At 49.9% G+C, this 19,005-nt stretch carries 21 protein-coding genes and 2 pseudogenes; 11 read left to right on the forward strand and 12 right to left on the reverse strand.

Features of this window, described 5'->3' with window-relative positions:
* Nucleotides 1-326: 326 nt before the first annotated feature.
* The 5 genes from Enr17x_RS08930 to Enr17x_RS08945 all read left to right on the forward strand — a co-directional run bounded on the left by Enr17x_RS08930 (nt 327) and on the right by Enr17x_RS08945 (nt 3,000).
* Nucleotides 327-680, forward strand: coding sequence for a Kelch repeat-containing protein (locus tag Enr17x_RS08930; RefSeq protein WP_145307938.1), 354 nt, complete (start codon nt 327-329; stop codon nt 678-680).
* Nucleotides 662-781 (forward strand): hypothetical protein, encoded by a 120-nt coding sequence (locus Enr17x_RS30350; protein ID WP_390622549.1) that lies wholly within the window; start codon nt 662-664, stop codon nt 779-781. Before Enr17x_RS08930 ends, Enr17x_RS30350 begins: the two co-directional genes overlap by 19 nt.
* A gap of 175 nt (nt 782-956) precedes the next feature.
* A complete protein-coding gene (locus Enr17x_RS29525) occupies nt 957-1,097 on the forward strand; it encodes a hypothetical protein (RefSeq protein WP_198001049.1) in 141 nt (46 codons plus the stop codon).
* A gap of 61 nt (nt 1,098-1,158) precedes the next feature.
* Nucleotides 1,159-2,469, forward strand: coding sequence for an MFS transporter (locus Enr17x_RS08940; protein ID WP_145307940.1), 1,311 nt, complete (start codon nt 1,159-1,161; stop codon nt 2,467-2,469).
* Between the two features lie 171 nt (nt 2,470-2,640).
* On the forward strand, nt 2,641-3,000 hold the full coding sequence (locus Enr17x_RS08945) for a nuclear transport factor 2 family protein (RefSeq protein ID WP_145307942.1): 360 nt from the start codon (nt 2,641-2,643) through the stop codon (nt 2,998-3,000).
* 163 nt (nt 3,001-3,163) lie between these two features.
* Here Enr17x_RS08945 and Enr17x_RS08950 read toward each other — a convergent pair whose 3' ends face one another.
* The 7 genes from Enr17x_RS08950 to Enr17x_RS29975 all read right to left on the reverse strand — a co-directional run bounded on the left by Enr17x_RS08950 (nt 3,164) and on the right by Enr17x_RS29975 (nt 9,214).
* Nucleotides 3,164-3,934, reverse strand: a complete 771-nt coding sequence (locus Enr17x_RS08950) for an MFS transporter (RefSeq protein ID WP_145307944.1) — start codon at nt 3,932-3,934, stop codon at nt 3,164-3,166.
* A gap of 132 nt (nt 3,935-4,066) precedes the next feature.
* Nucleotides 4,067-4,783, reverse strand: a complete 717-nt coding sequence (locus Enr17x_RS08955; RefSeq protein WP_232100994.1) for an ABC transporter ATP-binding protein — start codon at nt 4,781-4,783, stop codon at nt 4,067-4,069.
* Between the two features lie 47 nt (nt 4,784-4,830).
* Nucleotides 4,831-5,886: a FecCD family ABC transporter permease gene (locus tag Enr17x_RS08960; RefSeq protein WP_145307948.1), complete on the reverse strand. Its 1,056-nt coding sequence runs from the start codon at nt 5,884-5,886 to the stop codon at nt 4,831-4,833.
* Complete coding sequence (locus Enr17x_RS08965; protein ID WP_198001050.1) at nt 5,882-6,898, reverse strand: ABC transporter substrate-binding protein; 1,017 nt, start codon at nt 6,896-6,898, stop codon at nt 5,882-5,884. Before Enr17x_RS08965 ends, Enr17x_RS08960 begins: the two co-directional genes overlap by 5 nt.
* Nucleotides 6,899-7,080: 182 nt before the next feature.
* Nucleotides 7,081-7,776 (reverse strand): cysteine hydrolase family protein, encoded by a 696-nt coding sequence (locus tag Enr17x_RS08970; protein WP_145307952.1) that lies wholly within the window; start codon nt 7,774-7,776, stop codon nt 7,081-7,083.
* A complete protein-coding gene (locus tag Enr17x_RS08975) occupies nt 7,776-8,222 on the reverse strand; it encodes a DUF4198 domain-containing protein (protein ID WP_145307954.1) in 447 nt (148 codons plus the stop codon). The genes Enr17x_RS08970 and Enr17x_RS08975 overlap by 1 nt, the downstream gene beginning before the upstream one ends.
* A 17-nt stretch (nt 8,223-8,239) precedes the next feature.
* Nucleotides 8,240-9,214: a DUF1559 domain-containing protein gene (locus Enr17x_RS29975; RefSeq protein WP_261343448.1), complete on the reverse strand. Its 975-nt coding sequence runs from the start codon at nt 9,212-9,214 to the stop codon at nt 8,240-8,242.
* A gap of 474 nt (nt 9,215-9,688) precedes the next feature.
* Here Enr17x_RS29975 and Enr17x_RS30355 point away from each other — a divergent pair.
* The 3 genes and pseudogenes from Enr17x_RS30355 to Enr17x_RS08995 form a co-directional block, all read left to right on the forward strand.
* Nucleotides 9,689-9,784: pseudogene (locus Enr17x_RS30355) on the forward strand (integrase core domain-containing protein); the annotation flags it as partial.
* 216 nt (nt 9,785-10,000) lie between these two features.
* Nucleotides 10,001-10,195 (forward strand): annotated as a pseudogene (locus Enr17x_RS29535) (hypothetical protein); the annotation flags it as partial.
* Between the two features lie 272 nt (nt 10,196-10,467).
* Nucleotides 10,468-11,406, forward strand: a complete 939-nt coding sequence (locus Enr17x_RS08995; protein ID WP_145307962.1) for an ankyrin repeat domain-containing protein — start codon at nt 10,468-10,470, stop codon at nt 11,404-11,406.
* A 125-nt stretch (nt 11,407-11,531) separates the two neighbouring features.
* On the opposite strand, the gene Enr17x_RS09000 is transcribed toward Enr17x_RS08995, so the two are convergent.
* Nucleotides 11,532-12,503 carry a hypothetical protein gene (locus Enr17x_RS09000; protein ID WP_145307964.1) on the reverse strand — a complete coding sequence of 324 codons (972 nt, stop codon included), beginning with the start codon at nt 12,501-12,503 and terminating at the stop codon, nt 11,532-11,534.
* 495 nt (nt 12,504-12,998) lie between these two features.
* Nucleotides 12,999-13,346, reverse strand: a complete 348-nt coding sequence (locus tag Enr17x_RS09005) for a cupin domain-containing protein (RefSeq protein ID WP_198001052.1) — start codon at nt 13,344-13,346, stop codon at nt 12,999-13,001.
* A 158-nt stretch (nt 13,347-13,504) separates the two neighbouring features.
* On the opposite strand from Enr17x_RS09005, the gene Enr17x_RS09010 reads away from it, so the two are divergent.
* Nucleotides 13,505-14,433 (forward strand): IS630 family transposase gene (locus Enr17x_RS09010; RefSeq protein ID WP_449267335.1). Its coding sequence is split into 2 segments (ribosomal slippage): nt 13,505-13,834 and nt 13,837-14,433, totalling 927 coding nucleotides; the frame shifts between segments, so codons are not numbered across the junction.
* Between the two features lie 285 nt (nt 14,434-14,718).
* On the opposite strand, the gene Enr17x_RS09015 is transcribed toward Enr17x_RS09010, so the two are convergent.
* A complete protein-coding gene (locus tag Enr17x_RS09015; RefSeq protein ID WP_145307969.1) occupies nt 14,719-16,404 on the reverse strand; it encodes a right-handed parallel beta-helix repeat-containing protein in 1,686 nt (561 codons plus the stop codon).
* A gap of 330 nt (nt 16,405-16,734) precedes the next feature.
* Between Enr17x_RS09015 and Enr17x_RS09020 the strand changes: the two genes are divergently transcribed.
* Complete coding sequence (locus Enr17x_RS09020; protein WP_145307971.1) at nt 16,735-17,271, forward strand: GNAT family N-acetyltransferase; 537 nt, start codon at nt 16,735-16,737, stop codon at nt 17,269-17,271.
* Here the strand turns inward: Enr17x_RS09020 and Enr17x_RS30360 are convergent.
* Nucleotides 17,194-17,625, reverse strand: coding sequence for a tetratricopeptide repeat protein (locus tag Enr17x_RS30360; protein WP_145313959.1), 432 nt, complete (start codon nt 17,623-17,625; stop codon nt 17,194-17,196). The genes Enr17x_RS09020 and Enr17x_RS30360 overlap by 78 nt on opposite strands.
* Nucleotides 17,626-18,070: 445 nt before the next feature.
* The gene (locus tag Enr17x_RS09030; protein ID WP_145307973.1) at nt 18,071-18,601 is read right to left on the reverse strand and encodes a DUF6933 domain-containing protein; all 531 of its coding nucleotides are present in this window, start codon (nt 18,599-18,601) and stop codon (nt 18,071-18,073) included.
* 32 nt (nt 18,602-18,633) lie between these two features.
* Here Enr17x_RS09030 and Enr17x_RS09035 point away from each other — a divergent pair, with 32 nt between their 5' ends.
* Nucleotides 18,634-18,801 (forward strand): H-X9-DG-CTERM domain-containing protein, encoded by a 168-nt coding sequence (locus Enr17x_RS09035; RefSeq protein ID WP_315853045.1) that lies wholly within the window; start codon nt 18,634-18,636, stop codon nt 18,799-18,801.
* Nucleotides 18,802-19,005 lie beyond the last annotated feature (204 nt).

The raw sequence follows: 19,005 nt of genomic DNA on the forward strand, positions 1-19,005 counted from the left end.
CCAAGTTATGAAGCCTGCATTCGCCACTAGTGGCGACTTTTTCGACACGGGCTGGCGTGGATCGTTGGCGCTTGCCAATGAATTTCAAAATAAGAGGCCCTGTTAAGACCTCTCTAAAATCACTGACACACTAGAAAATCCTTGTCGGAAGCTCGTTGGCAAGGTTTGACCAGAGCCTCATAAGAAGAAACAAGTTGCAGAACTACAAATGGTACGCGATTTGCATCAGGGCTTCTGTGAGAGAGTACGGACGTATTCGGCCCTTATATCAGCAGACAGAGCAGCCGAGGAGTTCTGTTTGAACCCTTGCTTAATGGAAGACAATTATGAGTACTCAGCTTGAGCAGCACACTGTCGAGCATCATGGCGGTACAACAGGGACTGTCGTCGGAGAGGAATACTATGTCATTGGTGGTAACAACAGCCCGTTTGAACATTTTGGGACGGTGCATATGGTGCCCTACGGAGCACGTCACGGTGCTGCATGTTCGCTTGATGGGGTCATCTACTACTGTGGCGGCTGGACGGCTGGTCCGAACAAGGGAACATTCCAAAAGTCACTCATTGCATTTGAACCACAAAGCGGTAAGGTTCAGAAACTGGCCGACATGCCTGCTTCGCGGACCGCCCGCTCGGAGAACTCTCTGGAGGGCAGCGGCAACTGGCGTGGATTGCCATGACCTTGGCGCAGGATACGGAAATTATGCTTCTGGATGAGCCGACAACCTTTCTGGATCTGGCACACCAACTGGAAGTGCTTAACGTCCTGCAACGTCTTTAACAGGAACATCACCGAACGATTGTGTTAGTCCTGCATGACATCAATCAGGCTGCAAGGTATTCTCATTACATGATGGCTCTTCGTCAAGGAGAGATCGTCTATCAGGGATCACCTGCCGAAGTCATGACGACGGAAATGCTTTCTGAGGTTTTTGGGGTAGAAGCGAAGGTGTCGAATGATGCAACAACCCATGCCCCCTATTGCGTTTCCATCAGGCCCGTATCGCGTCAAAGCAGAAGTTATGATGGGGACAGGGAATCGTCCCGTGGTAACCGTTCTGGGACCAGCGGAAACTGAGTCAGGTGAGAATGTCTGAACTCGATATTGAAACGGCAATCGAATACAGTTTTTCATGATCCGGACTGGAAATGTAAGTAATGATACTGCGGTTCTACCTCTATTCCTTTCTCAAAAACCTGCGGTTTTCCGATCCGTTTCTGATTCTCTTTTTTCTGGATCAGGATCTGTCGTATACCGGTTTGGGACTGTTGCTAAGTCTGCAGCATCTGGTGACAGTACTGCTGGAGTTTCCCTCCGGTCTGCTTGCCGATCATTGGGGGCGCCGGCGGGTGACTGCCCTCTGTTTCGCCATGTATGCCACTTCATTTGTCGGTTTCGGAATGACGGGGCAGAGAGGTGCTAACGTACCGGCTTTCTTCTGGCTGGTGGGATGCCTGATGTTTTTCGCGCTGGGCGAGGCCCTGCGCACCGGTTCGCACAAAGCGATCATGCTCGACTATCTCGATTCGACGGGCCAGTCAGAACGGGCGACTCAACTCATTGGTCGTACACGCTCGGTTTCCAAGATGACCTCTGCGACGGCAGCGATTTGTGGGGGTATTCTGCTGGCATGGTCGCGCGACTATGCACCTTTGTTTTATCTTTCCGCGGGAGCCGCCTGTTGTGGATTTGTATTGCTGCTGACCTATCCGCGCAGTCTGGAAGGTGATCTGTGGCGGGAACGCCAGCACCAGCAAACCGCGTCACATCCAGTAGAGAACCGGCCCTTCCGCGTGATGTGGCAGCATTCCGGTTTTCGGGCGCTGTTTATTCAGTCGGTCCTGTTTGAGTGTCAGTTGAAAATCATCCTCAAGTATTTCACCCAACCCTTTCTCAAAGTCGGACTGGGGCTGCTGGGGATTTCGATCATCGCTGCTCCAGACGCTTCCGGTATCGCAACGATGGGGGCGTTCTGCGTGGGACTCAGTGAATTTCTGCGGGACAGCGTTGGAAGTCTGGGCGCGCGGCTCAGCCCCCATTTTGAACAGCAGACCGGTGATCGCAGGGTGGCCCTGAATCGGGTGTACCAGGCAGGCTTGCTGGCTGGTCTGGTTTTGGCTGTATGTACATGGAATCTGAAATGGGGACTGCTGCCGGGAATTCTGATCCTGACCGTGCTAACACTCCTGCAGAATCTGAGGCGGCCCATCTTTGTCAGCGAACTCAATACTCAGATGCTGAAGGCACAGCGGGCTTCTGTGCTCTCACTGGAGAGTGTATCCCGAGCGGTGATGGTGGCTGTCTTGTTACCACTCTTTGGCTGGGCCGCCGATCAGTTTGGACTGATTGCAGTCTGGAGTATTGCGGCCTGCATTCTTACGGTGGGACTCTGCTGGAAGCTGAAGTCGCATCGAGAAACGGATCGTGATCCAGGCGAGCTATCGCAATTTCAATCCGTGCAGAAGTGAGTCCGGGATCAACATCCGCTGTCATTTCAGTCTTCCCTGAATCATTTCAAATGTGCACTCTTGATCACATATTATGAATGAGAATAGACAGAATTCCTGATAGAATTTGATTCTGTCTATGAATAGTTATGCGCCATCGAGTACTACCACCATCAGAAAATAGAGACTCCAATGGATCTAACAGACATTGTACAGAGAGGTTGGGACGCCGTCGGGAGCGGTGACTTTGACACGCTTGTTAAAGACTACCTTGAAGAGATGACTTTCATTATGCCCGGTCAGGAAAATGTTCTGGATGGGCGTCAATCCTTTCGAACAGCTTTAGATGGTTTGGTTGATATTCTTCCAAAGGGATTTGAAATAACCGGATTACAACAGATCGAAGGTGCGGAAGAGGTAGTTCCGATTGTAGAGTGGAATTCGGAGAGAATTGCTAGCTCCCAACTCACAGTATTGTTCAAATTCAAGGGTGACAAAATCTATGAAGAACGATGGTTTATCGACACCGAACAGTGGAAGAGCGCATTTTAGATCTAGCGTATAACATGAATTTGAAGAGGACCAAGCAACCTGTCACTTCGCTTGCATTCGCAAACTCCGCGCCAAAACGTCTTGGCTGCTTAACTTGGTGTTATGCTCGTCCGATCGCCAAAACCGAATCTAATTGGCATCAACTTCAACTCGCAGAAGCTGGTCATACTTCAGCGACGAATAGCGTTCCACATACATATAAGCGATTCAGAGCAGTAATACGGCTCCTAAAGAGCTGTTCGTAGTATGGTCCGAGACGCGACCCGAGTCCACCGAGACCATCTCGTATGAACTCGTTTAGACCGACCCAAAACGCGCCACCATGTGCCAATCCGACTGCTCCAGGCGAAGAGATGATCGGAAGCCCGAATGTATCCAGCCTCGCTTTGAGAAAGGGTTGTGTGAAAGATTTCAGTGTGATCTTCATCTGGCTTTCGAAGACCACTGACTGCGCGAAGACTGCCCAGAGCCTACCCCCCGACAACATTCCACGAAATTCTCTTGTTATGGAAGAGGCGTCGCTGACTTTCCGTTGTTGCCGGTCACGGAACGAGTCCCCTTCAAGTTCACGGGGATATGTGAGCATCAATACGAAACCGCACACTGCGGCTCCCATAGAGAGGAAGAACAGCCACGCATAATCCCGTGACCAGGACAACAACATTCCGCCGCTGAGAGCTGCGATGGCTGACGAGATTCTCGACACCGCCCTCGTACGACTGATGAGCTGCGTCACCAGCCCGGATTGTCCCGAGGAATCGAGATAATCGAGCATTATGGCTCTGTTGCGGCCCCAACGATCGGCGAGAATTCCGGAGGGAAGCTCAAGCAGTACGGTCACAATATGCTGCAATCCCAACAGCAGGCCGATCTGTGAGAAGGACAGTTTCAAGTCGAGGAAATACAGGATTAGAAATGGGTCCGCGAATCGCAAGTTCTTCAGCACAGAGTATAGATAGAACCGCAAAATCATCAGTCACTGTCTTTCCATGAAGAGGTTTATTCGTTGGATGACCTGTTGATCGTCCTTTCGACAATTCGACTTCGCAATGGTGGGAGGAGTGGCCTATCTCGCTACGCCTCGTATGGTGACAATGGGTATTCGTCCTTCTTCCAAATCGATCCTCGCATCGACGCGATAGACCGATTCCACCATCTCACGAGTGATGACCTTCAGTGGTGGCCCCACACTATGGAGTCTGCCTTCACTTAGGACACAAATCGTATCCGCGCAACGCGCAGCCAGATTCAGGTCGTGAAGGGCAATGGCAGTGCTCATTTTACGCGAATCGGTGATCCGTCGAACCAATTCGCAAACCTCAAACTGCCGACGCAGGTCTAGATTGGAAGTCGGCTCATCCATCAGGAGCACAACCGGCTCACGAGCCAGTGCTTGCGCGATGGCGACCAATTGCGCCTGCCCGCCACTGAGTTCCGCGATCCACCGGTTCGCCAAGCAGCGTAGATCCAATTCATCTAGAAGCGACTCGACCGCCAGAACATCTTCATCGCGAATCCGCAAACCGAGTTGCTGTAAACGTCCCAGAAGAACAGCCTCAAACACGGAAATAGCCGCCTTAGATGAAAATTCCTGGGGCATGTAGCTAACCAAACGCGTCAGTTGACTCGTGGGAAGTTTTGAGACGTCTTGCCCGTCCAACGCAACATGCCCAGTCCCGTGCAGCAGCCCTGCCAGACACTTCATCAGAGTTGATTTTCCTGAACCATTGGGACCGATAATCGCCATGACGCCCGGTTTCAGCACCAAGCTCACGTCTTCCACGGCCAATTGCCTACCGTATCTGAATCCCACTGCTCGCGACTCGAGTATCACCAGTAGTTCCTTTTCTGAACGAGCACCATCGTGAAGAAGAAGGGAACGCCAATTATAGCGGTGACAATCCCTAACGGGAGGATCGCTCCGGTCACGAGTGACTTACTGGCGATCGAAGCGGCGGAGAGCAGAACCGCGCCCAACAGGATCGACATCGGCAGAAAGTAGCGTTGGTCTTCCCCGACGGACATACGTGAGAGGTGAGGGGCGACCAGCCCGATAAAACCGATCGCACCGGTGAAACAAACCGCTGTGGCGGTCAGAATGGAAACCAGTGTCAGTGTCGATAGCCGAAGTCTACTGACATGAACACCCAAGCTTCTCGCGTGGTCCTCGCCCAATCTCAATGCGGTTAGGTTCCAGGCCTGGAACAGCAACAACGGCAACGAGACCGCCAGCACCGCAGTGATAACGGCGATCTTGGGCCAGGTCGCCCCTTGCAGGCTTCCGAAGATCCAGAAAACAATTGCTTGCAAGGTGTCTTCCGAAGCCGCGTATTGCAGGAATGCCACTCCGGAATTGAACAGAAAGAGCATCGCGACGCCGCAGAGGATGATCGATTCAATCGCGCCATTCTTCATTCTACCGACCAGCAGAATCGCGAAGGAGCAGAGGAGCGTCCAGAGAAATGCGCTCGCTGGCACTGCAACAGCCGTTGCAAACGGAAGTGCACCAGCACCGAAGGCAATCGCGAGTGCCGCACCGAAGCCGGCGGCAGCAGAAATGCCCAGTGTATAGGGGCTCGCCAGAGGGTTGTTCAGGATGGTCTGCATTTCGGCACCAGCCGCACCCAGCGCCCCCCCCACGACTAACGCCATCACCGCCACCGGCGCGCGGAGCTTCCAGACAATCGTGTGGTGCATGGGGCTGGACGATCCGGGACGGAGCAGAGTTGCAAGCAACTCGCGAAGCGACAATTCAGCTGCACCTGTTGAAAGGTCGATTGCGAAAGACACCAGCAGGACGAAAAACGCTACCCCGAGCAACCACCCTTTCCGTAGTGACGACCTGCGATACGCTGACTGCCCGACAGATTGTTTTGTGTTGTTAATCGTCGACCTCCAGACTGCTCATCCAGACGCCGGTCAGCTCAACAGGTACAAATTGATCGTAGAACCGGCGCAAATTTTCATCGGGGTCGAGATCGCGAAATCGTTGTGGATAAATCCACTTGGCGATCTGTTGAAGGGCGGCGAAAGCGGTGGGGTGAAAACAAAAACCGTGGTAAAGCCCATAGATCCGTTTCGTCCGCACCGACTGCAGTTGTGCCCAACCCGGACGTTCGGTAAATGCGATTAACCGGGCCCGCGCGAACTCCGGCGACGTTTGGAAACCAAGACGCATTGAGTCTGGCACGTTCGTCCAGCATGATCCGGTTACAATAATCACATCAGGGTCTGATTTCAGAATCTGTTCCGGATGCAGAGTCGCCATGTCCGGCACGACGCCCAGGGCGATGTTCTCGCAGTGGAGTCGATGCATGTAGGCTCCCCAGGTGATGATGCGATTCTCGCCGTCGTAGCCGAACGTATGCCCAAACTCGTTCACGCCTCGATTTCCACACTCGATATAGATCGAAGGCCCCTGTGTAGTGCGGGGCAGCCGGTCAAAAACCTTGCCAATTTCTTCATCCAAAAAGGCGTTGATTCCTTCTGCAACCTCAACCTTACCTAATGCCTTCGCTAGAACAGCGAGACTCTTCTGCGGTCCCTCAAAAGGGTTGGTCCCCATCTCGGTTAGAATCAGCGGCAAGCCAGCCTCTCTGATCCTGTCGATCGATTTGTACCCACGTCTCACCATAAACGTGTCTCCGACGACGAGGTCCGGTTTCAGAGCCAGAAGCTGTTCGACGTCGATCGCGTCACTGTAAATCGAACCGATCATCGGAATCTTCGCGAGCTTCGGATATCGCTTGACGAAGGCGTCGTAAGCGTCTTTATCCGCGGTCAAGATATCCGGCCCCCAAGCGATGAGTCTGTCGTCAATTTTGTCTCCCAGCAGCATTGCCAATTCATGGAGATCGCGTCCACGCAGCAGCACGATCCGCTCTGCGGGTTTAGCCAAGTGCAATTCGAAGCCTGCAAGGTCGGTGACGGTGATCGCCTGGTGATCAGAACTCGAGATCCTCGGCGCGGTTGTCAATGCACCTCGAATCACTACGGCGATCAGACCGCAGACGATAATCGCGCACGCGAACTTTGCGAGGTTGCTGAGTCGATGCCTCGGCTTGGCGTGCTCCCGGCCGATCATTGCTGGATACTCTCCGATTGTGCCCTGGCGAAAAACTCGTCCGTAGTCTCGACGTGGGCGCCCGCAGATTGCAACTGGTCTAGGCTTTCCTTGATGGTGAGATTGGAAAGCGCGACGGAGGCCGGAAGGAGAGCATCGGAGAGTATCGTCACACTCCGCCCCTGTCTTAACAGCCCGCGAACTGCAAATGTCACGCATGCCTGCATTGCAACGCCGAACACAATCCATTCCGCGACATCCAACGAACGCACCAGTTCATCGGTCGCGGGATTGGAATGAAAAACGTCTGCCACCCTCATTCGCCGGTTTTCTTCCGGCGAACCGAATTGTGGACGCTCAATAAATATCTCTCGACACGTCTCAATTTGATCCTTCCAAGACGAGACCGACGAATCAAGAGGGACCATCAGCGTGTGGGGCTGAGGCGATCTTCCCAGCGGAGGCGACGCCCGCCCCACGCATTGAGTAAAGAGCACGCGGATGCCGTTTGTGCGAGCGAAGTCATACAACTTCACCAATTGCTTGTTGATCGGCTCTGCTCGCGGCCGAAGCGTCGGAACGTCTTCAAACCCGAAGCCTTCTCGTGAGCAGGTATTGAAAAAGGCAAATCGACGGTTCAAACTCATAATTTCCTTCGCCTGTTTATTTGAAATCCACACGACGCATGACAGAACAAAAAAATATAAATACATTACTTTCGCGTTGCCAGTTTGAAATCGGCTTGCTCAGTTCCGTCCTCCGGCACCTGAAAACGGATGCTGCCGTCCTGTGCCGATTTCGGCAGTCGAAGCTCTCGCCTGGGGCCTGGGTCATCAGGCGTCGAGGAGTCGTCGATGGCCGGAACGATGCGTATGATATGACTCGCCACGACAGCACCATCTCGACCGTCCACGGTTATCAAGGTAAACCTGCCTTCGGAGTCCGTCTTCGCCATGGATCCGGGTCCCACGTCCGGCGAACTGACGGATTCCGCCTGAGGCACAAAGCTGATGGAAACATCGGCAAGCGGTTGGCCGTCGAGCGTGATCTGCCCAGAAACCGGAACCACGGGGATTTCGGAATTTCCTCCACACCCGATCAGCCAGAACATTCCAACGAGCAACAGCAGTCGGCTGATGCACCTTGTAGAATAATGCATGTGTCTAGTCGCTCCAATTATTGATTTACGATCTCACCATTATCGATTGTTGACAACCAGCAAAGCAACGTAAGATCGATATTCGTGCTGATCGCACGCACGGACCCATCGGCCATCGCAAACTGAACAACTCCGATGTGTTTGCTTCCCCACCCACGTGCGCAGGGAGCACCCCAGTCACCGGCAGCACTGGCCAATTCGATGCACTTTCCATTGTCGTTGGACAATGACAACGGATGTTCGATCGAGTGGGAGAGAGAATAATATAAATAGGAGTACGCCCAGTATGTATATACGCTTCCACTCCCGGCAGAACTTGCTTTCTCGCCCAGCATGAGCGTATTTGAAGTACCGTCTCTGATATTGCTCATCGCTTCCGCTCGCCATCCGTTTGTTCCCACACTGTGCAGGACTCCGCGGCGATAGGTTTCCGGAATTGGAAATGGCTGATAGTATCCGTCCCACCATCCCTGGTTGCGTAGACCACGGTCGCCGAATACAGCTCCTGTAACACCCTTGTAAGAACTTGCTCGATATTCGAGATCTGCGCCGCCTCTGCCAGAAGCTCCACCTGGTCCGGTGACCGGAATGGCTAGGGTGCCGGCACCGGGGTCCGAGGGGCAATACTGAGTCGTGACTATTGACGTGCGGATCTGTGAGTTTTGCGGGTCTTGATTGTAGAATTCGTCAACGTAGCCTTCCGCCAGCGCGTTTTGTTCGATGTAAGGCAGAATCGCAATTGCCCAGTTGATTTGGGTCTTTTGAGCTGAGCCGATCGGACCTAAGCAGACGGATCCCGGAGGAAAACTGCGATAGACATCGTGATAGTTGTGCAGGGCCAACCCCATTTGCTTCAGATTGTTCTTGCACTGAGTCCGCCGAGCAGCCTCTCGCGCTTGCTGAACGGCAGGCAACAACAGGGCGACCAAAATTGCAATGATCGCGATCACTACTAGTAGCTCAATCAACGTGAACCCACGCCGTTTGTGCATTGATGTACTCTCCTTCCAATTGAAACTGAACGTATCGGGGATCCAATGAGCGGATGCTGAGCAAAATGCCCCGATGAAGGTGGGGACCATAGGAAACCGACATATGAGTTTCCTTATGGCAAGGCAAATGGTGTGCCAAAACATCTACGACCGAGACCAAAGGCAAAATTCAGACAAAACAGCGAATATCCAAAGTTTGCTTCGGTAGCACCCTGACTTGTTTGGGCAAATTATCGACACAAGTGGCTAATTTATCGCCACGATGGGAAGAGCCGTGTTACCGACAAGTGGCCAAGAGTCAATTTCAGGAGCTTGCCGGCTGAATGGCCAGGTCAATCAGTAGGTGGTGCGAGATGGTCTGGAAACCCTGGTTCTGACCGAAGTTCCTACTTCATTGAAATCGATCGAATTCTCTCGTCGATGAAATCTTTCGGATCATCCTCTGTGGATCCTGAACACACGTTGGTCTGACTCTCCAAAGTGCTGATCGAACGATGGAGAAGAGAATACAACACAGTCCGGCCGCACAGTTCGCTGGGGTATCGTTCTCCGCGCAACAGGATACAATGAATCCGACGCTCGCATCTGATTGACAGTTGCTAATGATGGTCTTCGGTACCTGCGCAAAACCACCCATTTCGCGAAATGGCATTGGTCGAATAGTAGCTGAGGTTAGTGCATCGGCCGCGAGCGCTTCGTTCGATATCGAACGCTGCTCAGATCGAAGACAAGATCAAATTTTCGCGAAACTCGTCCAATGCCGTACAGCAAACGAAATCGAAGCCTATACAGAACTGGTCGCTGACGATGCTGCGGGAGAAGCTGATCAAGATTGGGGCCAAGGTAACCCGGCATGCCAAGTACGTATTCTTTCAAGTGGCTGTGCCACGGAGATTGTTCGCCGCGATTCTTGATCGGATTGCACGACTGGCAATTCCGCCGCCGGTCACGCATGACGTGAAGCGGAAGTATATCAAATAGCGAAAAACAGGTTTCCTCACAAAGAAAGTCTGCGCAGAAACCGTGTTGACTACTGAAATATGATTCGCTCGGCAGCGATTTCCTGATCTCAACAACAGAGGGACAACTAAAGTGGCGAAAAATCACATCGTTTTAGACACGGGGGACCGCAGTGGTTACAATCAAAGACAATCCATGCCTGGAGTGGTTTCAGGCTGATCCATATGGGAAATCTCGGCCTTAACGTCACCAAACCAGTAACCGCGAATTCGCAGCAGGGAGAAATTCCACCAATGGCAAAGCCAGAAGCTGAATTGAAGAAGTTCATTAAGAAGGGCGATCTCGAAGCGGTCAAGCAGATCATTGCTGATGGCGTGCCGGTCGATGTTGCGTTGCCTGCGAAGGTGACGGCGCTCGAGTTTGCGTTGGCGTCGGAGCAGCGCGAGATTGTGTGGGAATTGCTTCGATTGGGGGCGAAGCCGCGAAAGAATAAGAACAACAATTTGCTGCTCGACGTTCCCAAGTTTCGCGATCTCAAACTGTTGAAGCGGCTCATTGAGCTGGGTGCCGACATTCATGATGGCGACAAGAACCAGTTGACTCCCGTGCTGTGTGCCGTGCAGGCTGGTTTTTTCGACGCGGTCAACCATCTGCTTGAACTGGGGGCCGATCCGACAACACGCACAAAGAACGGCCAAAACGCGTTTCAACTTGCCCACGGGACGCGCCAGTTCTGCCGCGGATTGTTGCCGAGTTCCGACGGCGAACTGGCGGAGTTGTTTCAATCGCAACTCGATGATCTCGACCGGATCGAGCAGCTTCTGGAATCTCAGCTGACTCCCGAGCAAGCGGCACAGCTTCGCGGCGGCGAGAAAAAGCCCGAGCCTTCGACGTTCTGGCAACTGGATGACTATGCCGAGTTTGAGCTGAAGATTTCACCGTTTCCATTTACGTCGACGAAGAAGAGCAGAATTTGCGCTCGAATGGGGCGCGAAGGTGATATTTGGCTTAAGCATTTCGAGGATGATTGGAAGATTCTCTATCGCGTTCGCAGCGCCGACAGGGAAGGCGAGTGGACGCCCTTTGAGCTGAAAAAGCTGGATGGTTTTTATCTGCTGTTCACCGCCGCAGCGCAGCTTCCTTCGGGGCGTATTACGATTGACATTCGTTTCGACGCGGATTGGGATCATCACTCCGGCGAAGTCGAGGGGTGGGAGATTGAGGTCGCTTAATGAGGTCGAGTGACGGTTGCTTCTGATGGAGACTCCCGATGTGCAATAGGTACACCGTCAAATCGAATCTGGCTCTGACAACACGGAATGAGCTGAATTTACGAAAGTCGGATCAATCTTTTCATCTAAAGATCCAGCAATGTCAGCCGAGTACCTGGTCTCTGATGATTACCTGCGGTCACCACTAGTAGCTTTTTCTTTGACTCATCAACCGCTATTGCACCGAAGTCAAGAAAATCGTCGTAACCGAATTCTGGCATCTGGTACATGTTTCCTGTTTCGGTGCTCACAATATAAACACCTGAAAGAGCCTGGATAACGAAAGAACAAGAGTTTATTGGCTCCACATTGACTACCTCGGAAAGTTTGGCTTGAAAGATCGACTCTCGCTTACCATTTCCTATCGAATAAACCTCAGCTGCAAATGGTCGATCAAAACCATGCCAACATATAATGGAAGAGCCATTACGAATCACATGCTTCATCTTAACGTGTTGTTTCCAAATCGGGAAATCAGCATGAAGATCCCATCTCTCGAGCGAATAAACTACTTTTTTACCTTTGACAAGTGAAAAGACCGTGATAAAAGTATCTTCACACACTGCGAAAACTCGTTCAAGGATTTTGCCTCCCGCTTGCGAATCATAAGGAAATATTTTCTCAGCAACAGTCTCATTACTGTGGGAAACGACTCGTAAAAAGGATTTGTTCTCACGAACCCATGAGAAAACAAATCCTTGATCAAATCCATCAACGTGTTGGATTTTCCATCCACTGACCTCATTATCTGGAATAATTTTTTCTCCAGTGATGACGTCGAATCGGTATATTCCAGTGGGACACCGCACGAAATTTTGAGGAAGTATCGCAGAACAAACTCCCTCCGACTGCGCAATGGCCTTAAACGGATAACTCTTCTCCTGGTCCACCTGCCAAATTATCTCTCCCTCACCGTAGTCAAAGCAGGCGACACTTGCCTGGTATGCGCTGCGTGGTTTTGAAATGGGAAATAAGCCACCTGCCATCAAGAGACGGCCTTCCTGAACGGGGGAGGAAACCGCAAAGAATTGCTGTGGAAAAGTAAAATTATCTGGCACAATTCAAGTTCCTCTTATCGTGGGCCACTTTTCTGATCACGTCATAAATGTATCCATTCTGATAGGGAGACCAGTTCCGGGCTCAATCTGAAATCAATGTCGTCGGCCGTAACCCGGTGATTTTCGACATTATCCGAAAAACCCGATGTTTTTTTGAATGTTCGGAAATATCACCGTTAAACAGTTTCACATCACTTCGATTTGATCTGAAATTGATCCATGTCAGTCCGACCGCTCAATTTTGTTCGCGAAAGTCGTCGTTTACCGTGCAGTAATCGAAAACGAACGTATTCTCGCTTTCCCAGCCTGTGCCGCTTCGATGCGTTAGAGTATGAAGCCGACGCAGCTTCGGAAACGATGTTCCAAGGCTCTGAACATGCCCTGATTGTTTCATCGATTCGACTTCTCAATTATATATGTGTTTCAAGTTCTGATTGAAATACATAATAGAGTTCTTGAGAAAGATTGAAAAACCTTCCTACCACCGTTTATATTTCAAACTATAGGAACGAAGTCATACTCACCAATGCCTTGAAGTACAAGAAAGGTTGTTGAAGATGTTGCTGTATTTGTAACAAGATGTGGCCGACGGGGGCGGACAGAATAAGTATCTCCTGGGGTGAGTGTGATTTCTTCTTTAGGATTTTGCAAATAGATTTTGAGAATCCCCTCGATTACATAAAACGTATCCTGAATATTATTGTGGTAATGCCAAGGCACACTTTGGGTTGGTGATATTTGTAACTCAATGATACGGAAGCCTGGTCGTTCAGCGTGATACTGTGTACGTTCCACATCATAAAGGTGACTTGCATCCTCTAAGTCCATGGGCTCTTCATCCATCCTGAAATCCTTTTCTTTGTCGAACATGAAAGGGGCAAACTCGAGAAAACCATTATATTTCCGACACAATTATTTACTAGAGCGCATCACATTTTAGTATAGCGCGATTGCGGCAGTTCAGGTAAACTGGTGAGGTCTCATTTCATGGAGGATTTCACATGTTGATTTATTCTAAAGAACGCCGCCTCGAAGTTCTGCAAGCGGATGCAGCCGGTTTAACGACACGGGAGATTGCGTTGCAATTTCAATGCAGCGAATCGTGGGTTAGACGGGTCAAACAGGAATTTCGAGAGCAGGGAAAAACCAGTCCTGCCACCAGGCGTAAACGAGTTCCCGAGTGGCATTCCCTGGCAGATCGTATTCAGGCCGCAGTCTCAAATAAGCCGGATATCACTCTGCAGGAATTGAAGGATGAGCTTGGTACAACACTCTGTCGTCAGACGTTGTGCCGTGCTTTAAAACGCTTGAAACTCACTCTCAAAAAAAAGTCCTGATCGCATCAGAGCAGGATCGCCCCGATGTTCAACAACGTCGCGCCGAATGGAAAGTGAGACAGCAGGGACTGGATCCGGAACGGTTTGTTTTCCTCGACGAAACATGGGCAAAAACAAATATGACTCGTCCCAGGGGACGCTCATTGAAAGGGACCCGGTTGATTGCCAGGACGCCTCACGGACATTGGAAAACGACCACATTCCTGGCCGGTTTGCGAACCAGTGGCTTAGTGGCGCCCTTGGTTGTTGATGGAGCCATCAATGGTGATGTGTTTGTGGCTTACGTACAACAGCACCTGGTTTCTGTTCTCCGGGAAGGAGATATTGTGGTCATGGATAACCTGAGTAGCCACAAGCGATCAGAAGTGCGCGAGGCGATTGAAGCTGTGGGAGCCGAACTGTGGTACCTGCCTCCCTACAGCCCTGATCTCAATCCCATCGAGCAGGCTTTTTCCAAATTGAAATGGCTGATCAAAAGCGCGGAAGAACGGACCGTATCCGGTCTGTGGGCAGCCTGTGGCAGACTCGTTGATCAGATCACCAGCACAGAAAGCAGGAACTACATTACACACTGCGGATACCGCTACGCTTAACTGTGATGCGCTCTAGTTATAACAAGAATCATCATCAGCTCCAGACTTCTATGATTTCCAATAACTCATTTGCCCACATGAGCCAAGCGTGGCATCATGCTGAGATAAGATATCTTGCGGTACCTTTTTATTGCCGAGGATCGGTTCAAGATGATAGTTTATCCAACTTAAAAAGTTCTAAGAAGATATCGAATTGAAAATCGTGAGCTGACCACTCTCCTGGTATTAAGATTACTTTCTTTGTTGCAGAGAGCAAAACACTAAGATTAGCAATCCAATTACTCGCTACTTAAGTTGCTGCTCCCCATTCACACCGAATTGCATTGACTCTGATCCTATCTCGTGTGCTCCGATATCTGGAGCGGAACCGGTAAAATCGTCATTAAAATTAGGAATTAGCACACCGCGATCCACACCAGCACTATCAGGAGAAAGTGTATATGGTGAAGATGTAGAACCGACTGTTGGACGTGGCTGATAGAGTGGCGTTCCCTCGATGCCGTGTCGTTCGTGTGTCGGAATGAGAAGACGACCGTTGTAAAGGTCGTAATCGTAATCGCCTGCCAGGTCACGGGTGCGGTCTTGGAACGGGCCACCTTTGGCCGAAGTGTGGAAGATGTTGTTTCGGCTGACCGTATTTGCCATCGGTCCGCCTGTTCCCATGCCGAGCTGCGCGCCGCGTGTGTTGCGTGCGTCTTTGGTCGGGGGCGGTTGTAGCAGCGTGTTATGAAACACATAAATGCGACCTCCGCCCAACCGGTCGCTGGTTTTCAGAAATCCACCGCGTTTGATTTTGTCGGGAGAACCGGTATTTGATCGTCGCGTTTCGCCGGCGATATTTCGCCAGATATAGAGCGGCCCCACCGATGTTGTTGCCGTCGCGACGTGAACCATCGTCTTTTCTGTGTAGTTTCCCCAGATTCGCACGTTGCGATTAGCGCCTTCCGATTCAATCGCGTCGTCCCAGCAGTGGCTCAGCCTGTTACCATAGATATCGCTGTCGCAGTTTGGAAATCCGCGTCGGCTATAGTTTTTCGCTGCGCCGAGAATGTCATTGAACTGGTGGTCGTCGTCTGAGTAAATGGTGTTGTATCGAATGACGTGATTGCCAGCACTTTCGGCGAGCAACACCGCTTGGGGACCACCGGGGTGATAATTGCGAGGGTTTTGGGGAGTAGGCCGCAGCTCGTTCCAGTTGTTCGCGTCGCCACGCGGATGGTGGATGAGATTGTGCTGAAGTACAATCCGCGTGAGTTGACTGGACCGCGAGAAGATTGCTGAGTCGGCCTGCACTCCCCAGCTGTCTTGCGCGATGCGTCCCCACCCACTGATGTCGCACCCTTCAATGATGACGTCGTGCACGTCACCCACCAGTTCGATTCCGTTTCTGATCGCCCCTCGAAGTGTGAGTCCACGGATAATGACATACGATGCATTTTCGATACGAATGCACCTGTCGTGTTGGTACTTGACATCGATTATGGCACTTTCGCTGGCAGGTTCGTAAACGGCATAGGCATTTGCCGTTCCAGACTTTCGAATTATCAGCGGGTGATTGGAAATCGCCGTCTGGCGATGTTGTACACCGACGGGGAACTGTTTCGGCCACGTTTGGAATTTGTTGCGTGCGACAGTAATACCCGCGCGTACTTCGACATCATAGATCACACCGGGTGAGAGATGGACAAGACTTCCACGAAACTCCTTTCCCCATTGATTATCACGATCGTCGTACCAAAGTGGAAAGCCCTGTTTCCATTTACCGGATGGACTCACACGGTAGCGGACTGTGCACGGTTGATTCAACGCCCCGTCTGCCGACTTCCAGTACAGCCCGGCGGACTCAAATGTTGGAACTATACGCAGTTTTTCCGCGATGGCTGGTACAGTTACCGAGGCCATTACGATTGCGATGAGAAACCCACATCGTGAAGTGATGGTAACGTGCTCGCGATTGCAGATCTTGTTCATGATGCTCTCCTGGCAATTTTGCACTAGCAATCGTAAAAGCGTTCGTGCTGCATCTATTGACGAGAATTTCAGAGATTAAAAGTTTAAAGAATATTCTAACATAATGAAGGCTACCATATCGACAGGCGGGGTACTAGTTTCATAAAGATCAATGGATTGGGGATCTCTTTCGAATGATGGTCATCAAAGAGAAGTTCATTGCTCAAACAGAGGAGCAGATTTTCTACAGTTTTAATGGAGATATACAAATTAGATCGTTTTAACAGATACGATTAAAATAATGGCCAGGTAATACCCGTTACCTGGATAACTTTAAAGCAAGGAGAAGATATGAAACATAGAGTTTTCGACAAAAGCAACCAACATGAAGTAACAGATCTTTTTACATCAGTTTTCACAGCATCCGAAGGAAAGAAAGAAGGCAAACTGATTGGCAATCTGGCTTCAAAGTTATCTTCAAGTATCGATAATCAAGAAATAGTCTCTCTCGGTACATATGAAAATGAATTACTCATAGGAGCTATTTTCTTCACTCGTCTTCGATTTAATAAATCCATCCGGGTTTACATGCTTGCTCCTGTTGCAGTGAGCACTGAACATCAAGGAAAAGGCATCGGACAGGAACTAATAAAGTATGGGCTTGATGAGCTCAAAAACCGTTCTGTGGATGTTGCTGTCACATATGGTGATCCATCTTTCTACTCCAAAATAGGATTTGAAGCTCTGTCAGAAAATGTCATTCAGGCTCCGTTGGAGCTTTCAATGCCTGTAGGTTGGTTAGGACAGTCTTTAACAGAAGAACAAATTCCGGTTATTAAAGAACGTCCTGAATGCGTTTCTGAATTCAATGATCCCGTTTATTGGTAATGTATGGTGTAAGATAAATAAAGAAACAAAAATGACCGGGGAATACATGTTACCCGGCCATTGATGCGTCTCCTCATTGCTCCCATCTTTTGCTTCTTTACAACACTGGTAATTATTCTTGACAGTCTTCATACTTGGATGCTCCAATCCAAGTGTTGAGGAAAAGATATTTATTGCCTGTAGATAGAGTGGTTCAGACTCTTCGTAACGCCCCTGGATTTGATACAGACCAGCCAGGGTGTTGAGGCTGGTCGCGAAGTTCGGATGGTTTTCCCCAAAGACAGTTCGGTGAGTATCAATTGACTGTTTGTAGAGTGGTTCGCCCCCCCCCGGTTCCGAAGGCCAGTGCTCTATCCAATTGGGCTAAATCAAAAGCCATCAGACATAATATTTCTGATACCAAACATAATACCACTTTTTTTCGCCTGCTCGTCTTTATAATCCAATGAGATTGATCATGATTAAGAATGAAATGTATCCAAGGCAGACTACACAACACAATCTGCGAGGAGTGTGTCCGTGCTCAAAATCAGGATTGTAGTCCTGCTCTGACAAAACTCCTGGATCAGGTACTGGAAGCGAATCAAAGCGCTAACTCGGAATCCGAAGCGCACTTCGTCATCATCCCCTTGGCCCCTGCCCTCTGCAAACTCGATGGGCGGAAAGGTTAGGCCACAGCTGCGCGACGATACGGAACGCTGCCAGTCAATTCTAAACTGCAGTTGATCTATATCGAAGCTTTGTTGTCGTATGCTTGCAAACTTCAGATCGAAGGCAAATTGAAGAATCGGGATTTTGATTAATTTGATTTGCTATTGATCTCCACCATCCTCTGAAACGCGTCTTTCGGTTTGCCATACCCATCTGACTTTTTAGCTGCGATTGCCGACAACAAATAATCATTGAGCTTGAAGCCAACCTCATGCGCTGACATCTCGTCCTCAATCAGTAAATCCTGAGCGTACACCACCAGTTGGTTCATTGAACTTGTCACAGAGCGATTTAATGCTTTTGCAAACTGAATTGGTTCACTTTCAGGAGCTATGAATTTTCTAAAAGCCAATTGATTGGCATCGTCGGCTGTATAATCTCGGATACAGTTCAAGGCACATTTGGTGAACTGCTTCTCATTTGTAATTCCTTTACCAGTCATCACACACGAATAAAAAGACTTTGTGTTGCAGAGAATGATGTACTGAATACGATTTGCTAAAAATAAGTGACAAGACCAGTCGACAAAAGGATTCTGATGTAAGGGTATGGTAGCTAGTTCATTCAGCTTGCTAGTTTTGATTTTCTGGTTGAGTTTTTGGGAAAGTCGAAAGATCATGATAGTTCATTTTTATAAATAGTGATTTGTTTTTGTATGAATGTTTATATAATAAGTCAGTCGTCTGGAGCAGGCACACAGGCGGCGTTCAAGTCATACTAGGAGACGCTTCCGTACGTTTTATCTCAGAAAATATAAACCTTCAATTGTGGAGAAATCTCGTGTGGATCAATGATGGTGAGGTTATTGGAGAGTTTTGAACATGCTTTGCGTCGTTGAAGTGCATCATGTTATATGCAATCAGGTCGGCTAAATTTGAACATCGAACGTTTCAGAAACAACTCGCCTTTTTCGCATTGAGATACGTCCAGAGTTTTCCGGTCAGCAGCATAACCTGAATACTCGGCACATTTAGACATTTTTTCAGATCTAGAATCATTTTCACATCAGCTAAGGAACAAATT

This window comes from Gimesia fumaroli, assembly GCF_007754425.1.
Taxonomy (GTDB): Bacteria; Planctomycetota; Planctomycetia; order Planctomycetales; family Planctomycetaceae; genus Gimesia; species Gimesia fumaroli.

What these genes read in the sequence shown, in the direction of transcription:
- Enr17x_RS08930 (WP_145307938.1), top strand. Translation starts at nt 327, where the DNA reads ATGAGTACTCAGCTTGAGCAGCACACTGTCGAGCATCATGGCGGTACA.
- Enr17x_RS29525 (WP_198001049.1), top strand. Translation starts at nt 957, where the DNA reads ATGATGCAACAACCCATGCCCCCTATTGCGTTTCCATCAGGCCCGTAT.
- Enr17x_RS08940 (WP_145307940.1), top strand. Translation starts at nt 1,159, where the DNA reads ATGATACTGCGGTTCTACCTCTATTCCTTTCTCAAAAACCTGCGGTTT.
- Enr17x_RS08945 (WP_145307942.1), top strand. Translation starts at nt 2,641, where the DNA reads ATGGATCTAACAGACATTGTACAGAGAGGTTGGGACGCCGTCGGGAGC.
- Enr17x_RS08970 (WP_145307952.1), bottom strand. Translation starts at nt 7,776, where the DNA reads ATGTATTTATATTTTTTTGTTCTGTCATGCGTCGTGTGGATTTCAAAT.
- Enr17x_RS08975 (WP_145307954.1), bottom strand. Translation starts at nt 8,222, where the DNA reads ATGCATTATTCTACAAGGTGCATCAGCCGACTGCTGTTGCTCGTTGGA.
- Enr17x_RS29975 (WP_261343448.1), bottom strand. Translation starts at nt 9,214, where the DNA reads ATGCACAAACGGCGTGGGTTCACGTTGATTGAGCTACTAGTAGTGATC.
- Enr17x_RS08995 (WP_145307962.1), top strand. Translation starts at nt 10,468, where the DNA reads ATGGCAAAGCCAGAAGCTGAATTGAAGAAGTTCATTAAGAAGGGCGAT.
- Enr17x_RS09005 (WP_198001052.1), bottom strand. Translation starts at nt 13,346, where the DNA reads ATGGATGAAGAGCCCATGGACTTAGAGGATGCAAGTCACCTTTATGAT.
- Enr17x_RS09015 (WP_145307969.1), bottom strand. Translation starts at nt 16,404, where the DNA reads ATGAACAAGATCTGCAATCGCGAGCACGTTACCATCACTTCACGATGT.
- Enr17x_RS09020 (WP_145307971.1), top strand. Translation starts at nt 16,735, where the DNA reads ATGAAACATAGAGTTTTCGACAAAAGCAACCAACATGAAGTAACAGAT.
- Enr17x_RS09030 (WP_145307973.1), bottom strand. Translation starts at nt 18,601, where the DNA reads ATGATCTTTCGACTTTCCCAAAAACTCAACCAGAAAATCAAAACTAGC.